At 44.8% G+C, this 17840-nt stretch carries 11 protein-coding genes; 3 read left to right on the forward strand and 8 right to left on the reverse strand.

Translation table 11 applies throughout. From position 1 onward, the window contains the following. Positions 1 to 61 precede the first annotated feature (61 nt). From L0991_07490 to L0991_07500, 3 genes are all read right to left on the reverse strand, one after another. Positions 62 to 2344, reverse strand: a complete 2283-nt coding sequence (locus L0991_07490; protein ID XGB61292.1) for an acyl-CoA dehydrogenase — start codon at positions 2342 to 2344, stop codon at positions 62 to 64. Positions 2345 to 2400: 56 nt separating this feature from the next. Next, positions 2401 to 3030, reverse strand: coding sequence for a TetR family transcriptional regulator (locus tag L0991_07495; GenBank protein XGB61293.1), 630 nt, complete (start codon positions 3028 to 3030; stop codon positions 2401 to 2403). Between the two features lie 436 nt (positions 3031 to 3466). After that, on the reverse strand, positions 3467 to 6244 hold the full coding sequence (locus L0991_07500; GenBank protein XGB61294.1) for a VCBS domain-containing protein: 2778 nt from the start codon (positions 6242 to 6244) through the stop codon (positions 3467 to 3469). A gap of 301 nt (positions 6245 to 6545) precedes the next feature. Here L0991_07500 and L0991_07505 point away from each other — a divergent pair, with 301 nt between their 5' ends. Further along, a complete protein-coding gene (locus L0991_07505) occupies positions 6546 to 7853 on the forward strand; it encodes a TolC family outer membrane protein (GenBank protein XGB61295.1) in 1308 nt (435 codons plus the stop codon). Next, entirely contained in the window at positions 7853 to 8464 is a 612-nt protein-coding gene (locus L0991_07510; GenBank protein ID XGB63868.1) for an OmpA family protein, read from the forward strand. Before L0991_07505 ends, L0991_07510 begins: the two co-directional genes overlap by 1 nt. 201 nt (positions 8465 to 8665) lie before the next feature. On the opposite strand, the gene nhaA is transcribed toward L0991_07510, so the two are convergent. The 5 genes from nhaA to L0991_07535 all read right to left on the reverse strand — a co-directional run bounded on the left by nhaA (position 8666) and on the right by L0991_07535 (position 15844). After that, positions 8666 to 9829 (reverse strand): Na+/H+ antiporter NhaA, encoded by a 1164-nt coding sequence (gene nhaA / locus L0991_07515; GenBank protein XGB61296.1) that lies wholly within the window; start codon positions 9827 to 9829, stop codon positions 8666 to 8668. Positions 9830 to 10104: 275 nt separating this feature from the next. Next, positions 10105 to 11253, reverse strand: coding sequence for a carotenoid 1,2-hydratase (locus tag L0991_07520; protein XGB61297.1), 1149 nt, complete (start codon positions 11251 to 11253; stop codon positions 10105 to 10107). Continuing rightward, positions 11243 to 13696 (reverse strand): ABC transporter permease, encoded by a 2454-nt coding sequence (locus tag L0991_07525; protein XGB61298.1) that lies wholly within the window; start codon positions 13694 to 13696, stop codon positions 11243 to 11245. Before L0991_07525 ends, L0991_07520 begins: the two co-directional genes overlap by 11 nt. Further along, on the reverse strand, positions 13677 to 14348 hold the full coding sequence (locus L0991_07530; protein ID XGB61299.1) for an ABC transporter ATP-binding protein: 672 nt from the start codon (positions 14346 to 14348) through the stop codon (positions 13677 to 13679). The genes L0991_07525 and L0991_07530 overlap by 20 nt, the downstream gene beginning before the upstream one ends. Positions 14349 to 14470: 122 nt before the next feature. Further along, positions 14471 to 15844: an MATE family efflux transporter gene (locus L0991_07535; protein ID XGB61300.1), complete on the reverse strand. Its 1374-nt coding sequence runs from the start codon at positions 15842 to 15844 to the stop codon at positions 14471 to 14473. A gap of 470 nt (positions 15845 to 16314) precedes the next feature. On the opposite strand from L0991_07535, the gene L0991_07540 reads away from it, so the two are divergent. Further along, positions 16315 to 17742: a cytochrome-c peroxidase gene (locus tag L0991_07540; protein ID XGB61301.1), complete on the forward strand. Its 1428-nt coding sequence runs from the start codon at positions 16315 to 16317 to the stop codon at positions 17740 to 17742. Positions 17743 to 17840: the final 98 nt, after the last annotated feature.

Consider the following 17840-nt stretch of genomic DNA (forward strand, 5'->3'; position numbering starts at 1 on the left):
CGACTTCTACGACAAAAACAAAAAAAGGCACCTTTTAAGGTGCCTTTTATCATTTCTTAATCTAAGCAACGCTATTTAGCTTAGGTTTTAACTCTTTTCGCGTCAAAGTTTCACTGTAATCATGACTGAAGTGGTCAACTTGGATTGCAGCGTAGCGTAGTTTGTCTGCTGCAACGATTTGGTCAACTTCATCTTGAGTCAGCACATCAGCCGCAAGTGCTTGAGCAAGTTTGTCTTGCAGTAGACCTTTACGAGCCACTTTGCCCTCTTTAACCGCTTTGAAGATCTTACGCTCAAGTGGTTTGATGCTGTACATCGCATTAAACGCGTTTTCCATCAAGCCAACACTATCGTCCTCTTCCTGACCGATGTAGCAAAGGTGAGTCAGACGTTCACGGTGTGCACCAGGAGTCATCAAGCTTTCAGCCAATTGAACTGTCAGATCATCACTTGGTTTTTCGAAGTGGTTACCTACAGGGAATATTAGCCCCTTAAGTACCTTACCAACGACCTTATTCGGGAAGTTGCGGTACGCTTCTTGTAGTGACTTCGCAGCGTGGTGGAAACAGTGTTGAACCGCGTAGTGTACATAGTCTAGGTCTGCTTGTTGACGACCTTCGTCTTCATACTTCTTAAGCGCAGCTGAAGCCATGTATAGGTAACTTAGACCATCACCTAAACGTGCAGAGATAAGCTCTTTACGTTTCAGTTCACCACCTAGAGTTAGCATCGCGAAGTCTGCACTCACCGCTAATGCACGGCTCAGACGAGTCAAGTCTTGGTAGTAAGGCTTAGTTGGACCACTCATGTCCGCTTTAATGAACTTAGAGCCAGTCAATGCTGCACCGAACGCACCAAACGTGTTCTTAGTTGCGTGACCAATATGCTTGAACAACAAGTCATCGAAGTCTTTCGCACCTTGCTTCTCATCCGGGTTAGCTGCCGCTTCCATCTCGCTCAATACGTATGGGTGACAACGTGTCGCACCTTGACCAAAAATCATCAGGTTACGAGTCAGGATGTTTGCCCCTTCTACTGTGATTGCAACTGGAATACCTAGGTAAGGTGCAGCCAAGTAGTTCATTGGACCATCTTGAATTGCGCGACCAGAGTGAATATCCATTGAATCATTCAGAATAGTACGAGCCATCTCTGTCATGTGGTATTTCGCGATAGCCGTTACGATGCCCGGCTTCTCTTTCATATCAAGCGATGTCGTTGTTAGTGTTCTTGTCGCTTCTAGTAGATACGTTAAACCACCGATACGACCTAAGCTCTCTGCAACGCCCTCAAACTTACCAATCGACATACCAAACTGCTTACGAACGTATGCGTATGCACCTGTTGTTCTTGCCGTTAGGTGGCCCATTGCCGTGCCTAGTGCTGGTAATGAGATACCACGACCCGCAGATAGACATTCCACTAGCATACGCCAGCCTTTACCTGCGTAATCCGCGCCACCGATTAACCACTCCATTGGAATGAATACATCATGACCACGTGTTGGGCCGTTCATGAAAGCAAGACCTAGTGGGTCATGACGCTCACCAATCACAACGCCTTCATGGTCTGCTGGAATAAGCGCACACGTGATACCGATATCTTCTTTATCACCCAACAGTTTTTCTGGATCGTGCAGTTTGAATGCAAGGCCAAGCACTGTTGCTACTGGTGCTAGCGTGATGTAACGCTTGTTCCAGTTAAGCTTGATACCTAGTGTCTCTTTACCTTCGTGCATTCCCATACATACGGTACCAACATCAGGAATACCGCCTGCATCAGAACCCGCTTCAGGGCCAGTTAGTGCGAAACATGGGATATCTGTACCGTCAGCAAGACGTGGCAGCCAGTAATCTTTCTGTTCTTGTGTACCATAGTGAGATAGAAGCTCACCTGGACCCAATGAGTTAGGAACCATTACAGAAACTGCGGCACTGATACTGCGAGTTGCAATCTTAGTAACGATTGTTGAGTTTGCGTGTGCTGAAAATTCGCGACCGCCGTACTCTTTAGAAATAATCAACGAGAAGAAGCGTTCTTTTCGTAAGAAGTTCCATACTTCCTTCGGAAGATCTCGGTCTTCTTTCACAATCTGATGGTCATCAAGCATAGAAAGCAAGGTTTCTAGCTCATTGTCCATAAAAGACTGCTCTTCTGACGAAAGTTGAGGCTTTGGATATTGGTGCAGCTTAGTGAAATCTGGTTTACCAGAGAACAGCTCTCCGTCCCACCACACGCTACCCGCTTCCATCGCTTCTTTCTCAGTGCTAGATAGTGGTGGTAGTACTTTTTTAAAGAGTTTAAAAGCTGGGTCACTTACCCATTTTTGTCTTAGAGAGCTCATAGTTCAGATCCTTTTGTTCACTATATTGGTTGTGAATTTATTCGCTTTTTATTGTTTTATTCTTCTGCTGACATGCCAGCGGCCAAGTATGGAATTAAAATATCGACCACTGCTTTGGCATCCATTTTCTTTCCGTAATCATTCTCTGCAATTTCTACGAGAGCTTGACTCGAAGCCATGGTGAATACACAAGTCCCGAGGGTGAAGTGCAAACGCCAAAATAACTGTTCTTTAGTGAGGTTCGGGTTAGCTTTCATTACTGAGCTGGTAAACAAAGTCAGCACTTCGCTATAACGAGTCGTAATGAACCAACGCAAATGCCCCTGTACGTCCGTGTAGCCTCTGCCGATAAGTAACATGAATCGGCTGGTACCATTTGGCCTTACATCATTCAGTGCTCGTAGTGGCTGTCTTAAAGACTCAAACACGTCATTCATAGAATACGTTTCGTTCAAGTTTAAGTTCACTAGTGCATCTTGCAGTGCAGGCATAAATGCTTCCAAGTAGCGATTGAGTACTGCACGAACCAGAGTTTTCTTGTCACCAAAGTGGTAGTTCACTGACGCTAGATTAACATTCGCTTTACCCGTAATAGTGCGTAAAGAGGTGTCATTAAAACCATGCTCAGCAAACAAGCCTTCAGCTACGTCTAAGATTTTGTCTTTGGTTGTACTTCTTGGTGCCATTTCAATCACTCGTATTAAACAACTGTTTGAAATATACGACGAGAACATTTATTTAACAAGCAAGCAACATCACATTTTCACAAATTGGTCGTACCAGTTAAAAAATATCGCCACTAACCGATTGAATCGCGGGAGATTTAAGAAAAAAGTAAAATTTAATGAATTTTCTGGGAACTGATTCAGAAATGGAGAGTCATAAACTACGTAGAAAACAGAGTATTTAGAAGTTTAACAGGCCGTCAAACTTGTTGTTCTCCCTGCTTTCTTAATTACTGCATTTTCCTTATTAACTCCTATACTTGTATCCGCCCAAACCACGTTGGTTTGGGCTTTTTTTTGCCTGTGATTGGCGAGCCTCCGACACTAAATCCCTACAACAATTTTTCGATTGTTAAGGCTTTCATTTATTCGAATAGATGAAGCTTCAATTTTCCGATTAAGCGGCATCATTTTTGATTAGCTCGCCGAGCGCTGAAATACTGTCAAAGCTACTATCGACAACATGATCGATTAACTGATCTTTCACATCCTCCAAAACAATGGTCTGTTGACCTCCATCGTGTTCAATGCTCATCACCAAGTTGTCACCTTGCAACTCAGCGTCAATTTCGGGAATGAGATCATCGACTGAGTCGCTACCTGTCGCGTCTAAAATGTCACTGAACTCAAGTAAGTCTTCACCTACAGTGAACTCTTTAACAACATCGACGCTGTTATCGAGCGCTGAGTCTACCCATTCGAAAATGTTATCCGCATCGTTACCAATCAAGATCTCGTTACCTAATTCCGCAACAAAGTCAGACGATTCGGGATCACTCAGAACTTGAGAAGCCGTTGCCCCTTCCACATTAAGCGTAACCGTCTCAACGCTACTTACTTCCCCGGTAGAGTCGACAACTTGGTAATCAAAGCTGTCTTGATTGACTTCTAGGTCACCGCCAATATATCTAAGCTCCCAGCTCCCTTTCGGATTTGAGAACTCGACTTGTTCAATGACCTGGCCAGGTGAAGAGTACGTGAATTCATAGAATAATCGCTCAACACCTGTCTCCCCGGGTTCTTTCTCGTATTCAACCGTTTCGCTGCCGCCACCAACAAAGTAAAAAACGGCTCTCACAACATTAGGGTTATCTTCTTCAAACACTGGACCTAAACCATCTAAGCCAAATCGAACCTCTGATATTGGGTTCTGCGTAAAGTCTATGGTTAGAGTTTCATCTCGGTTGATACCACGCCCGTCACTATCACCAATCCCATAACCCACATGACTTTGCTCAGCATTGTATTGCTTGAGTGGCTTATTATTAGGGTTATCTATCTCGACATAAATCGCGCTGCCATTGGCTAATTCGACTTCACGCCTCATTCCGCCAGAACCCTCAACCGCGCTACCCCAGTTATAAAAACCGTCTTCAGACACTGGCGTGTCATCATTAGGGACATCTGTGATACCAAGTAGGAATGCTTCACCTGCACCGGCAACATAACTTAAGCCGGAATGGTCAAATTGCGTTTCTCCAGATACGTCACTTTCCACAACCTCACATGTAACGCCATCGCTGTTTGTATAGAGTAAGGTACCTGATGTTGGCAGTGCTTTAATCACGATATGTAGATCGACCTCGTTGTGATCATCTTCTATGTCTGATATCCGATCTTGCGCTGCTATTGCGGAATTGAACGTGATGGCCGTTTCTATATCACCGTATTGAATGACGCCCTCACCGTCGCCACCGCTTTGATGAGGCTCTCCAGACGCATCAATACTGAAACCTGTCGCCACAGGCACGTCATTAGTACCATTAATCGCAATTTCGATGATATGTTCAGCTCCATCAGTCGAAGTGACGCTGTATCGCTCCGTAATCACTTCACCCGTGTTTAGATGCTGAACTAGGTCATTATTCACCATATAGGTCCACAGGCCTGTCTCTGTGATAGCTAATGTACCGAGCGCACTTACGCCAGTTGAGCCTAAGGAAGTGAACACACCTGTTGGGTTAAATCGCGGAACATCGTTTAGATCATTGTCGGTAATAGTCAAAGTGCCTGTCACTTCAAGATGATTAGACTCTTCATCGACATCCACATCTTCAATAACACTGCCTGTATCACTGTCACCTTCTCCGACCGAAATCTCAGATGAGTCGTCAGCTCCATTAATAACAATCGTAATCTCACTTGTCGTTCCGTCCGAGGCAGTAACCACATAAGTTTCAGTCACTGACTCACCTTCCCCTAAGTATTGAACGTCATCATTATTGACGTTGTAAATCCAGCTACCACTTGGATCAATCGAGAGCTCACCGAGCTGAGTCGTATTGGTAGACTTGCCCGCGTCGAATGCGCTATTGGGTAAAAAGATAGGCGTTGTGCTATCGACATCGCTAATGGTGACCTCACCAGATGTCTGTAACTTGCTAATCTCTTCATTAATACCGATATCTTCGGTCACGATTCCTGACCCGTTGGTCGCGATAGATCGGTCATCAGTGCCCACTATGGTCACTGTTATTCTTTGTTCAACACCGTCGGAAGTTCGAACTATCGTGGAATCTTGTGTCTGTTGGCCAATACCTAGCTCATTAAAAGAGTTGTTTGCCAAAAAGGTCCAAGTACCGTCAGCATTCACAGTAAAAGTACCTAAGCCATTTTCACCAACAACCTCTTGCTCAATAAAAAAAACACCTTGCTTATCTAGTGTTAGTGAGCCACCCGCTTCTATGGGTTGATCTTGCTCTAACTCAACAGCATTAGTTTCACCAGACACAAGTGCTAACGCGATGATGTTAAATAGCGTCAGCGACTGAGTCACGGATAATCCTTGAGATTCGAAGCCTGACGTTTCAAAATCAGTTTCTGCCTGGCTTTCTGTACCTGTTCGTTCAATCCGACCACTGTTGGTCAGGCTTGATCCTTGGTCGCCTGCGGCAGTATCAAACTCATCACCTAACTCAGTTGGATCAAAACCATCCTCTATTGCACGTTCGACTTGTGCGATTGCGTCATCAATCTCCAATTCACTCTGTTGTCCTTGGCTATCAACGAATCGTGCCGAAACACTTGGCACATTCTCTTCGTTCTCGGCAACACTAATCACGACATCACTCGAGGCTGGTTGTTCGCCCGGTGCTAATTGACGCAATCTACCCTGAGCGTCAAGCACAATACTGCCGCTAGCAAGGCCTAGAATATTAAGGTTCACACTACCCATAACTCAGTTCCTACTTCAGCCCAAAACCAACCACACACGCACTAAAACCCACCCAGAGATGTGGTTGCTTCACTCCATAAATTTAGTAGTGCCACTATTGATAATCAACTCACTAAGAGCTAGCAGTTGGAGCTAATATCAAATTGTTCAACAGCAATAGCCACTTACAGGCAAAAATAAGCCTTCAAACTTCGCATTTTTTTACAGATGTCCTAAGCTTCGATTAGTACACTTCTCTCAATTCAACGGGGTACATTGGTTGAGAAAAAGAGGAGACAATTAGAGTAGAAGGAGAGCTACTTTGAGATTGTTTAAATTATCAATGATGTGTTGCTTAGTCGTCACCACACCGCTCGCCGCTCAAACCTTGGAACAGGCTGTCGCTATCACTTTGGCAACCAATCCAGAGATAAAAAGTATCTTTAACGAGTTTGAGAGCGTGAGAAAACGAAATGATGCCTCTGGTGGTGCTTACCGACCAAGTATCGATCTAGATGCTGGGATTGGTTACGAGGGCATAAACCCTGCGCCAAACAATGGCCCAGATACCGACCTCACGAGAAAAGAAGCAACTATTTCCCTCACCCAATTATTGTGGGATGGTTCAGCGACTCTCTACGATATGGATCGTACTGCTGCAGAAGCCGAATCGGTCCGGTTACAGCTATTGGCAGATGCTGAAGACAAAGCGCTTGAAGTTACACAGATTTACTTAGACGCGGTAAAAGCGACTGAGGTATTAGCCTTGTCAGAGAGTAACCTTGCTATACACAAGAAAATTTACAAAGACATCAAAAAGCGAGCAAGCTCTGGTATCGGTTCAACAGCAGACGTATCCCAAGTGGAAGCGAGGATCGCAAAAGCACACGGCAACCTACTCGCTGCACAAAACAACCTTATTGATACGCACACCCAATTTAGAAGAATCGTGGGTCAAGAGCCACTCGGCTTAGTTTATCCAAGAGCCGATATTTCAATGATCCCACTGTCACTGTCGGATGCACTGGTTGATGCGCTTGACCAACACCCAGTTATCAAAGTCGCCAACGCGGATGTCGATTCAGCACACTTCCAATACAAACAATCAAAAGGCGTGAATTACCCAACATTCTCCATCGAGGCATCGCAATCGTGGCGAGATGACGCTGGCGGTGACGAAGGTTCTAGCCAAGAAACATTGGCGATGCTGAGAATGCGTTACAACCTATACAACGGTGGCACAGACAGCGCGAACTCGGAAGCCGCCGCCTATCAATTGAATAAAGCAAAAGACTTGAGAGACAGAGCTTATCGCCAAGTAGAAGAAGGGCTTCGTCTATCTTGGAGTGCATTAGACTTAACACTACAACAAAAGAACTTCTTATCTGACCATGTGGATTCTGCATCAGAAACGGTTATCGCTTATGGCAAGCAGTACCGAATAGGTAAACGTACTCTTCTTGACTTGCTAAACACTGAGAATGAATTGTTTGAAGCGCGAAAAGATTACTTAGATGCCCATTACGCTGAGCAATATGCTAAGTATCGAGTAATGAATGCGACAGGTTCTTTATTGAACGCTCTGCTGGTTGATATTCCAGATGAGTGGACAACGGCTGTGGAGTATTGATCATGAAGATAACCTACTTACTGCTTCCTGCACTAACAATGTCCCTACTCGCTTGTTCTAGCCAACAAGAAGAGGAATATATTGAGACACCTGAAGCCGAGCAAATATCTGATCTACAAGATGATGACAAAGATGGTGTTGTCAATGCGAGAGACGCCTGCCCTGCAACACCTCCAGCATCGCTAGTCGACAACGAAGGTTGTGGCGAGATCATACGTGCGGAAGAAGTTAGACAGCTCAATATACTATTTGCCAACGATTCTTACGAAGTGAACCCGATTTTCTCAGATCAGATAACCACCATGGCTGAGTTTTTGGAAACCTACCAAAGTGCATCCATCGAAATTCAGGGCTACGCAAGTAAAGTTGGCTCTAGCGAATATAACCTAGAGCTCTCAAAGAAACGCGCTCACCACGTAGAAGATGAGCTGCTATCCAACGGCATCGACCCAAGCCGAGTCAGAGTCGTAGGTTACGGTGAGGATCGTTTAGAAAGTGACGGTGACGATGCAACATCACACGCTTTGAACCGCAGAGTAACCGCAACCGTGGTTGGCTTAAGCGAACAAATCGTTGAAGAATGGACTATTTTCACCACACTAAAAAAATAGGCGAAGATTCTCCGATTACAGAAGGTAAAAAGAGACAGCTAGACAAGCATAAAAAGAGAAAAGCCGCGATAGGATTGCCCATCGCGGCTTTGTGTTATTTGTAGCCACATAGCTCTCGGGAATGGCTCAGTGGCTTTTGCTACTCAAGAATTAGCTTATTTCTCAGGAAGTGGCTCGACGGTTAGCCGAGCCAGTTATCGATTAAAGTTTTACTTCTTGGTGCTTGGTTTTCGGTAAAGAAATGCTTAGCAGGAAGTAACCTAAGATAGCTGCTGTCGTTGAGCCCATCAGGATGCCTAATCGAGCAAGCGTATCGAAATCTGCGTTTGTAGGGCCAAATGCCAGCGATGAAATAAAGATAGACATCGTAAAGCCAATACCACACAGCACAGATACCGCGAAGATGTTCATGAAATTCACACCTTCAGGAAGCTTAGCTACACCTGTTTTCACAGCACCCCAGCTGAATAGGAAGATACCCAGCGGCTTACCAACCAATAGACCCAAAGCGATACCAAGAGGTAGCATGCCTGTCAGGTTTGAAATTGAAATACCTTCCAGTGAGATACCTGCGTTTGCAAATGCGAAGATTGGCAGAATTGCAAAAGCTACGTATGGGTGCAGTGCGTGCTCTAGGTGTTTCAGTGGAGAGTGCTCCCCTTTATTGCCTTTCAGTGGGATAGCAAAACCAATTACTACACCCGCTAATGTTGCATGAACACCAGACTTCAATACTGCGAACCACAGAATAGCACCAACAATCAGGTAAGCGCTCAGTTTAGTCACATGCTTGTTGTTTAGCATGAACAGCACACCTGTTGCGATGAAACCAACTGTAAGTGCAAGTGTTGATAAGTCACCTGAGTAGAACAATGCAATGATAACAACAACACCTAGGTCATCGATAATTGCTAGAGCTAACAGGAACACTTTCAAGCTTACCGGTACGCGGTTACCAAGAAGTGCCATGATACCTAACGCGAATGCGATATCAGTTGCAGCCGGGATAGCCCAACCTTGAAGCGCTTCAGGGTTACTAGAGTTAAATAGCACGTAAATAAGTGCAGGAGCCAACATACCACCTACCGCAGCGATAGCTGGGAAGATAGCAGTCTCTTTAGACTTTAATGCGCCTTCTAAAAGCTCACGTTTAACTTCTAAGCCAATTAGAAGGAAGAAGACAGCCATTAAGCCATCGTTGATCCAGTGAGAGACAGACATACCGAGAACGTAACTGTGCAGGACGCCCTGGTACATTTCGTTCAGTGGTGAGTTTGCTACAAACATTGCGATCGCCGCAGCGATAACTAGGATGATGCCGCCAGCAGATTCCATTTTAAAGAAGTCACGGATGACGTCGGTCATGATTTCGCCCTTATATTTATTATTTAAATAAACGAATAACAAAGAATAACCATGAGTTTATATCCAAGCTTTATCGATAGATAATCACTTCTTTGGATGTTTAACTTCGGTTTTTCCTACAAATACTAAACAATACGTCGTATATTCCATAATGTTGTTATGCACCATAAATTAAGTATAGATGAGAACATCACACCTGTATGCACAATTCATTGAGTGCTAACAAAACTAGGAAACATAAAAAAAGGCTATCAAATGATAGCCTTAGGTGTTTTTTAGTAGCCGGTGAGCTGCATAAAGCCGGTCGCTTCATGGCTACCGCTGGCCATTATTGGCCCTTCCCAATAAGGTATGACAAATGGCAGCCACATATCTCGGCGTATGATACGTGTAGTCAGGTTGATATCGTGCTCAGGGACGTTAATGATCCACTGAAGCGGCATTCGTCTGCCATTCATTAGCGTTGTGTTCTGCAAAGGCTGAATCGAAATATCAGATTCCGTTAACTGGTAAACCTTGCCAGAACGAGTGGCTAACGTTCCGAACACATAAGGTAACTGCTGATTATGGCGATAGCGGTTGATACTCAGTGCTGTACCGTCATCAAGGTTAAACACAAACCAATCCCAGCCTTGTTGACCGACTCCAAGTAAACCACTGCCCCACTCTTTGTGGACCCAAGCAGTGCCTTCAACTTCCTTAGCTACGCCATCAAGGTTCAGTACACCACTCAATGATAAAAACGGCGCGCTAAAGTTGTAAGACGCGACAGGTAGCAGATCATGCTTTTTCTGGTAGCCGTTATCACCATTAAGGACATATGGTCCTTTTGCCACTGTATCTAATTGCAGCCCAAACGTATCCGTTTGTACTTGTAGGCGACCAGGGAACGGGGTATTCCCCAGTGAGCGCCAATTCCAATTATCAATCCAAATCCTAAATGGGCGGCTGGTCATACCCGCTTGGCCAATACCACCACGAGCCATTCGCTGTTCTTTCCACACTTTGGATTTAGAAGAAATCACCACATTAGAGATGTAAACTTGTGGACTCTGCCATCCCGGTGTTTCACGCTCATCCGTTGCAATGCGGAAGAAGCTCCACTGAACCGAATATTCTTTACCATCGTCCCCTTTCAAAGACGCAAAATAATGCCACCACTCGTGCTGAAATTCTGGGTGGAACTTGAAGTCTCGTGGAAGTGATACACCTCGGTCAGGCAAGACAGGTTCGAAAACATTGAAATGTTCGCTGACCAACACCGAGTTGACCTCGTTGACTCCTTTCTCGCCAGGGTCGACAAAATAGGAATAGTAGCCCCAGATACTCAAAAAGATGCCGAAGAAGCCGATCAACAACAGAGATGATAAAAATCGATGTCTTAACTTGGTTGAACTATTCCTTAGAAACATATTAAAGCGCATCCCTTAGTGATTTCATCGGTGTGTTCCGAATCATTCTCATCACTGGTAAAGCACCAGCTAACATCAGTGCTGCCATTGCCCAAGCAAATGTCTCGAAATAGTCCCAAGGGAGCACTTGTAGCTCAAGTGACCAGCCAAAAGACTGCTTGATAACGATATCAACAATCAAGTTCGCCAAGGCTAAGCCAAGTGGAACTGCGATTAACGAAGAGATAAGCCCAAACACAAACAGCTGTAAACTACCGGTAAGTATCAACTCTTTCGCCGACACGCCTAAACATCGTTGCAACGATATATGCCTCTGTCTTGAGACCTCACCAGCGACCGTCGCAAAGAAAATACCGAATACGGCAATTACCAAGGTAATGTTACCCAAGGTATCTGCAATGGCGAAGGTTCTATCAAACACTCGCATCGCTTGACTATGAATATTGTTGTTATCGAATATGCGCTCAGAGCCCAGTCTAAATACACTTTCCAACCGGCTTCTAAGCCCTATTGCATTCACATCATCTTTTAGTATGACGCCAAGCCCTACATTACCTCGACCAGCAAAGCCGTATAACCAGTTTCGATGTGACATCATCACTTGATGGTAAGGGTTGCCATAATCGTAATACACACCGACAACCTGCCAACCAGAGCCTAGGTTGTCGTAGAGGTCAATGTAATCCCCTGGGCGAATCCCTAGTTTGAGTGACATGGATTCACTGATCAACACACCTTTAGAGTGATGTAAGTGATACCAATAATTCGGGATGCCGAGTTTGATCGTTAACGCTTCAAGCTCGCCCTCTGAAGGCCCGGTGCTCACCACTTGAATACTGCCAACTGGAGAAGCGACATCTTTTTCCCAGCGCCACCACACAGAGTCGACTTCTGGCTGCTCTGACAACCAGTTACTCATACGTGCTGCTGCGTTGTTTGTAGGGTATATATAGAGGTCAGCGGCTAATCGCTGTGTTAACCATTTATCTGTAGTGTCTCTGAAACTACCGACCATGGTTTCTACACCAATGTTCGCGGTTAACGCCAACATAAAGGCCATAGTCGCAACACCGCGATAACTCATGCTAGATGCAGCGTCAGCAAAGAACCAGCGAGCACGAACCCAACGCAGTGAGTAAGAGAGGCTGTTGAACAGCTTCCACATAAGGAACGGTGTAAACAGAGCCACACTTACCAGCATTAAAGCAATGATGGCAAAACCAGACTCTTGAGTTTGTGGCGCTTGATAAACCGCAACAGCAGCAACAAGGAAACCACAACCAATCAAAGCTTGCCAAGTGAACTCAGTGCCCGCAAAACGCATCAGAGATAAGCGAGAAGACAAACGAATCGGCTGAGATTTGAGTAAGCGAACCAATGGCCATGCACACGCTAAGAAAGCACCAATCAATGCCATCATTAAGCTGTAACCACTCCAGCGCCAATTCCAGTCAATCGTTAAGCCAACATTGGCGTCATATAAGTCGCCAAGGCTAGAAGACACAGCTGGTAATAGTTGGTTAGCCAACATCACACCAAAGACATTGCCGCAGATCCAGCTCAATAAAACCAGAATCAATAGCTCTAGACATAGTGCTTTAGTGAGCTGCCAACCCGATACACCGGTTTGTCTTAAGATCCCCACTAACGGCTGACGCTGGATAAATGATAACGACATCGCTTGGTAGAAAATAAACAAACCTACGACAAACGACAGCATGCCCATCGCTTTTAGGTTTAAGTGGAATGCATTAGTGAGTGACTCAAGTTCTGCTTTCGAGCTACGCGAAATCGTCAAGCCATTAGGTAGCATGTTTTTGAGGCGTTCAAACTTTTCGGTAGACATGTCTGAACACGCAATCACCGACAAGCCAGCGCTGCGTTTCAGCATTCTAAGTAACGAAATGTCAGCAATCAGCCTAGTACCATCAATGATGTTGTTTTGATCAACCATTAATGGGCCAAGCTCAGAACCATCCATAAGGTGGATGTAGTCACCGTTCTTCCACTCCATGTGTTCAGCAAGATCGTCACTCACAAGGATTGGGTACGGCGGTTTCATCAGGTTCAACGTATTAAGATCTTTTAACGCCACGCCCGGTTGCAGTTGAAGCATCGAAACAGGGTCGATACCAATCAACATAAAGTTCGCGCCATTTTCATCAGTGATACGATGGTGATCAAAAGGAGAGCACTGTTGAAAGCCTTCACGGCGAAGCTGGATGTAAAAACCTTGCGGAATTTTATTGGCGTTGTGTTTTGGTCGAATACGGTAAGGAAGAGGATTCGAAAAGAGTTTTTCGCCATGAGCATAACTTTGCTTGGCGTGTTGATTGATAGCAGTAACACCAACCAATAATGATACGCCAAGTGTTAAGCCTAGCCATACCAAGATAATTTGTAGAGGGTAACGTCGATAGTGACCGAGTAGCGCCTTAACTACGGGCCATAACATGCAGCTGTCCTCCTTGTAGGCGGATCCGGCCGTCCATGTGCAGGGCAACTTTTTCACTGTGCGTTACCAACAGTAGCGTACATTCTAATTGGCGAGCTAAAGAGGTCAGCAAGCGCATTACCGCTTCGGCGTTACGCTCGTCTAGGCTACCTGTCGGTTCGTCGGCCAATAAGATTTTTGGTTCCATATACAAGGCTCGAGCTATCGCGGCACGTTGCTGCTGACCACCTGATGCTTCCTCCGGATAACGACCAAGCAGAGGCATAAGGTCTAAAGCAGAAAGAATCTGTCTCCATAAACCTTTATCTTCAGGTAAGCCTTTTAGTTGACGGCAAAAACGAATGTTATCTGCGATATTCAACGTTGGTAATAAGTTGAACTGCTGGAAGATATGACCAATGTTGTTTCGACGATAAGCGGTACGTTCACGCTCGGTAGAATCGTGCATATTGAAATTTGGAAAAACGATTTCGCCAGAGTCAGCGAGATCCAAACCTGCAATCAGGTTGAGCAGAGTACTTTTTCCTGAGCCGCTTTCGCCCATTAATGCGAGTTGGTCACCTTGATTCAATGTCAGTTCAGCACCTTGCAAAACAGGGTGGAATTCCCCCCCATCAACATAGCCTTTACATAGGTCTGACAGCTTTAACATTCAACAGCTCGCATTAGTTAGAATTTGGAAGGAGAATCTACACTAATTCCCTGTTAGGAGGAAGTATTTTGAAAGATAGATCACATGCCAACGATAAAGTGATGCGATTGATGCGCCCTACTTCAACTTCCTATCAAGTTTTTAATCCATTTTCTTGTTTTCATGCGATACAGCGAGCCGCTCCACTTAATCACCTCTTCAGTGAGGAAAAGTAAGTACACCCACTCAGGTGGAAATTTAAAGTAGATAGCCGCGATAGCCGCTAACGGAATACCAATCACCCACTGTGCTATCAGATCTTGGTAGAGGCAGAACTTAACATCGCCACCCGCTCTCAACACACCAACAATCACCGTCATAGGAATTGAACGAATAACAATGCCGACACTAAGGATCAGAATAAACTTCTCAGAAAGCGCTCGGGTTTCTTCTGTTAATGCACTAAACGCATTCAAAATTGGTGTTTGCACAAAGTAGAGGAAAATCGCGACCACAATACTGGTTAAAAAGCACAGGATAGTAATACCGAGCGCTTGGTAATAAACCGCTTCGTTGTTCTTGGCGCCGAGTTGGTTCCCCACCAGTACCGCAGCTGCGTTCGACATCCCTATCAATAAGCTCAACGAGATAGATTCAACAGGTGTCATCACAGAAAGCGCCGCTAAGCCTTGCACGCCGGATTGTCCCATGATGGCGTGATAAGCAAACAAGCCACCAGCCCAAGCTAAGAAGTTGAAGGTAGTAGGCAGCGACAACTTCAAGAAACGCACAACTTTATCTACCGTTGCAGCAGCTTTTATGTCACAGAGCTTGAAAGCGAGTAAGTGCTTAGAGAAATAGAGGTAACCAAACAAAGTCGCCACTTCGATAGCGCCACTTAATACCGTGGCTATCGCAGCACCTTTGATACCGAGAGCTAGAAAACCTAGGTTACCGAAGATCAGCACCCAGTTTAAAAACACGTTGGACAGGATACCAATACCACTGAAGAAGGTACTTAGCCCAGGTTTGTGCATCGCTCGTAAGCCCACGGCCATACTACTAACGCACGACACCGCCAACATACTAAAAGAGGTAATGACGATGTATTCAACACCTAAGCTGATCACTTCTTGAGAATCGGTTGTCACACCCATAATTTGAGCAGGGAAAGAGACAAAGAAGACAATAGTCAGAAGAGCAAACAAGGTCGAAACCAACCAGGTTAATGCGGTACTTTCCCTTACCCCTTGCCTATCGCCAGCTCCCCAATACTGAGCAGTAAGCAAAGCACCACCAGTGGTCACACCCACCAGCATAATAGTCGTCACAAACATCGCACGGCTGGCGACACCAACCGCAGCAATATCAGCTTCTCCAAGCTGGCCTAACATCAGCACATCCACCAAGCCTCGGCTTGAAAACATGATGCTCTGCAAGGTGATTGGCAAAGCAATAGCAATCAGCCTGCGAACAAAGTCGCCGCGTGTATGATGGATTATTGAAGAGAGCAGCATAGGCACACCTGAACGGAACGTGTTGATGGCAAAAGGAATATTCTTTCAGTATATCAATGTTCGAAATTCAACCATACATAAATCATACTGAATGCATAAAATTCCGTATAACGTCTTTGACTGTCTCACTCATCCAATCTAAGCACAGTAAACGTGCTACTCCCGACTTGAAAGTCGAATCATTTATCAAATAAACCATAAAACGTGAATATCAAACATACACCATATATAAAACGCCCAACTTAATCTGGATTACCGCTAAATTGATGGAAATCAAAGTTAGTCCCGATGTTTATTTCATTGAATTTGTTACCAATTTTCACAAATTAAATTAACCACATGATTTAAATGGCTTTATTTCGTTAAATTTTTAACCATCTAGTTATTCGATTAATATTCATTCCTTTTTGTCATTTCATAAACTGCCGTTAATTCAATAACTTCCACCCCAGTTTCAATAGGGAGTTAAAATGAATAATAAAAAACTAATAATGAGTTTGGCGGGTATTGGCATCTTGGCTTATTTGGGCATGGTCTATACGGTTGATAAAAACGACCAACGTCTTGCCGCTGAAAGCCTCGCGCAATTTTCATCTTTGGATAAGTCATCTTTAGACTACCAAGCGATGAAAGTACTCAGTGATAAAGGATGTGCATACTGCCACACCAACGAAAGCGAAATGCCTTTCTACTCGGAATGGCCGATTGCAAAACCACTCATGAATGCCGACATACAAACAGGTATGAAACACTTTGAAATTACTCAACTCTTCAATGGTATTCAGAATAATGAACCAGTATCTGAAGTAGCACTTGCTCGTATTGAAAAGGTACTTTACGACGGTTCGATGCCACCTAAACTCTATCAATCGATGCATTGGTCTGCTGGCATTTCAAATGAAGAAAAGCACACTTTGTTAAAATGGATACGCCAAACAAGAGCAGACATTCACCAAGATTCTCCGGTAGATGACAGTCTAAGAGAAGGCACACTTCAGCCAATCTACACTCAGTTTGAGGTAAACGAAGACAGAGTTAAGCTAGGTAAAGCACTCTACCATGACACTCGCCTATCGGGCGACGACACGGTTTCATGTGCGACTTGCCATGGATTAGACACAGGCGGTGTCGACAACTTAGTCGGCTCTGTTGGTATTCACGGCCAAGTTGGTGGAATCAATGCGCCAACGGTATTCAACTCGGCTTACAACAAATTGCAATTTTGGGATGGTAGAGCAAATGACTTACAAGACCAAGCTGGCGGTCCTCCATTTAACCCTATCGAAATGGGCTCTGAAGGTTGGCAGCAGATCATCGACAAGCTGAGCAGTGACCCTGAGTTAGTTGCTAAATTCAATAAGACTTATGACGGTGAGATCACCGGTGACACCATCACGCATGCGATAGCTGAGTTTGAGAAAACCTTGGTGACACCGAACGGTCGATTCGACCAATACCTTACGGGAAATTCCGACGCGATAGACGACCATGAAAAATACGGACTAACGCTATTTAAACAATACAGCTGCGATACGTGCCACGCTGGTGAAGCCATGGGTGGTGAAACTTTTGAAACCATGGGCATGAAAGCGGATTACTTTGCAGATAGAGGAACAGATATCACCCCAGAAGACTTGGGAAGGTACAACGTCACTGCGATCGAATCCGACAAACATAAGTTCAAAGTACCAACGCTTAGAAACATTGAACTCACAGCACCTTACTTCCACGATGGTCATGCAGAGACGCTAGAACAAGCGATCTTTGATATGGGTAAATATCAAGTTGGTGTCGAAATGAGTGATGAGGAAGTCAATGCGATCAAGGCATTCCTCAAGACGCTGACTGGCGAATACAAAGGAAACAACCTTAGCCCTAAAGCTCAGCAACAAAGCTAATTGATGCCAATCGAAGTGGTTCGATATAACCGATAAACTCAAGCCAATAGATTCTTTCTATTGGCTTTTTCGTTAGTCAGGCTCAATTGGTTTTGTAG

The sequence above is a fragment of the Vibrio chagasii genome, from assembly GCA_041879415.1.
Classification (GTDB): Bacteria; Pseudomonadota; Gammaproteobacteria; order Enterobacterales; family Vibrionaceae; genus Vibrio.

Bases quoted from the DNA above. Each gene is read 5' to 3' on its own strand.
- L0991_07490 (XGB61292.1), bottom strand. From the start codon at position 2,344: ATGAGCTCTCTAAGACAAAAATGGGTAAGTGACCCAGCTTTTAAACTC.
- L0991_07535 (XGB61300.1), bottom strand. From the start codon at position 15,844: ATGCTGCTCTCTTCAATAATCCATCATACACGCGGCGACTTTGTTCGC.
- L0991_07520 (XGB61297.1), bottom strand. From the start codon at position 11,253: ATGCGCTTTAATATGTTTCTAAGGAATAGTTCAACCAAGTTAAGACAT.
- L0991_07530 (XGB61299.1), bottom strand. From the start codon at position 14,348: ATGTTAAAGCTGTCAGACCTATGTAAAGGCTATGTTGATGGGGGGGAA.
- nhaA (XGB61296.1), bottom strand. From the start codon at position 9,829: ATGACCGACGTCATCCGTGACTTCTTTAAAATGGAATCTGCTGGCGGC.
- L0991_07540 (XGB61301.1), top strand. From the start codon at position 16,315: ATGAATAATAAAAAACTAATAATGAGTTTGGCGGGTATTGGCATCTTG.
- L0991_07525 (XGB61298.1), bottom strand. From the start codon at position 13,696: ATGTTATGGCCCGTAGTTAAGGCGCTACTCGGTCACTATCGACGTTAC.
- L0991_07495 (XGB61293.1), bottom strand. From the start codon at position 3,030: ATGGCACCAAGAAGTACAACCAAAGACAAAATCTTAGACGTAGCTGAA.
- L0991_07500 (XGB61294.1), bottom strand. From the start codon at position 6,244: ATGGGTAGTGTGAACCTTAATATTCTAGGCCTTGCTAGCGGCAGTATT.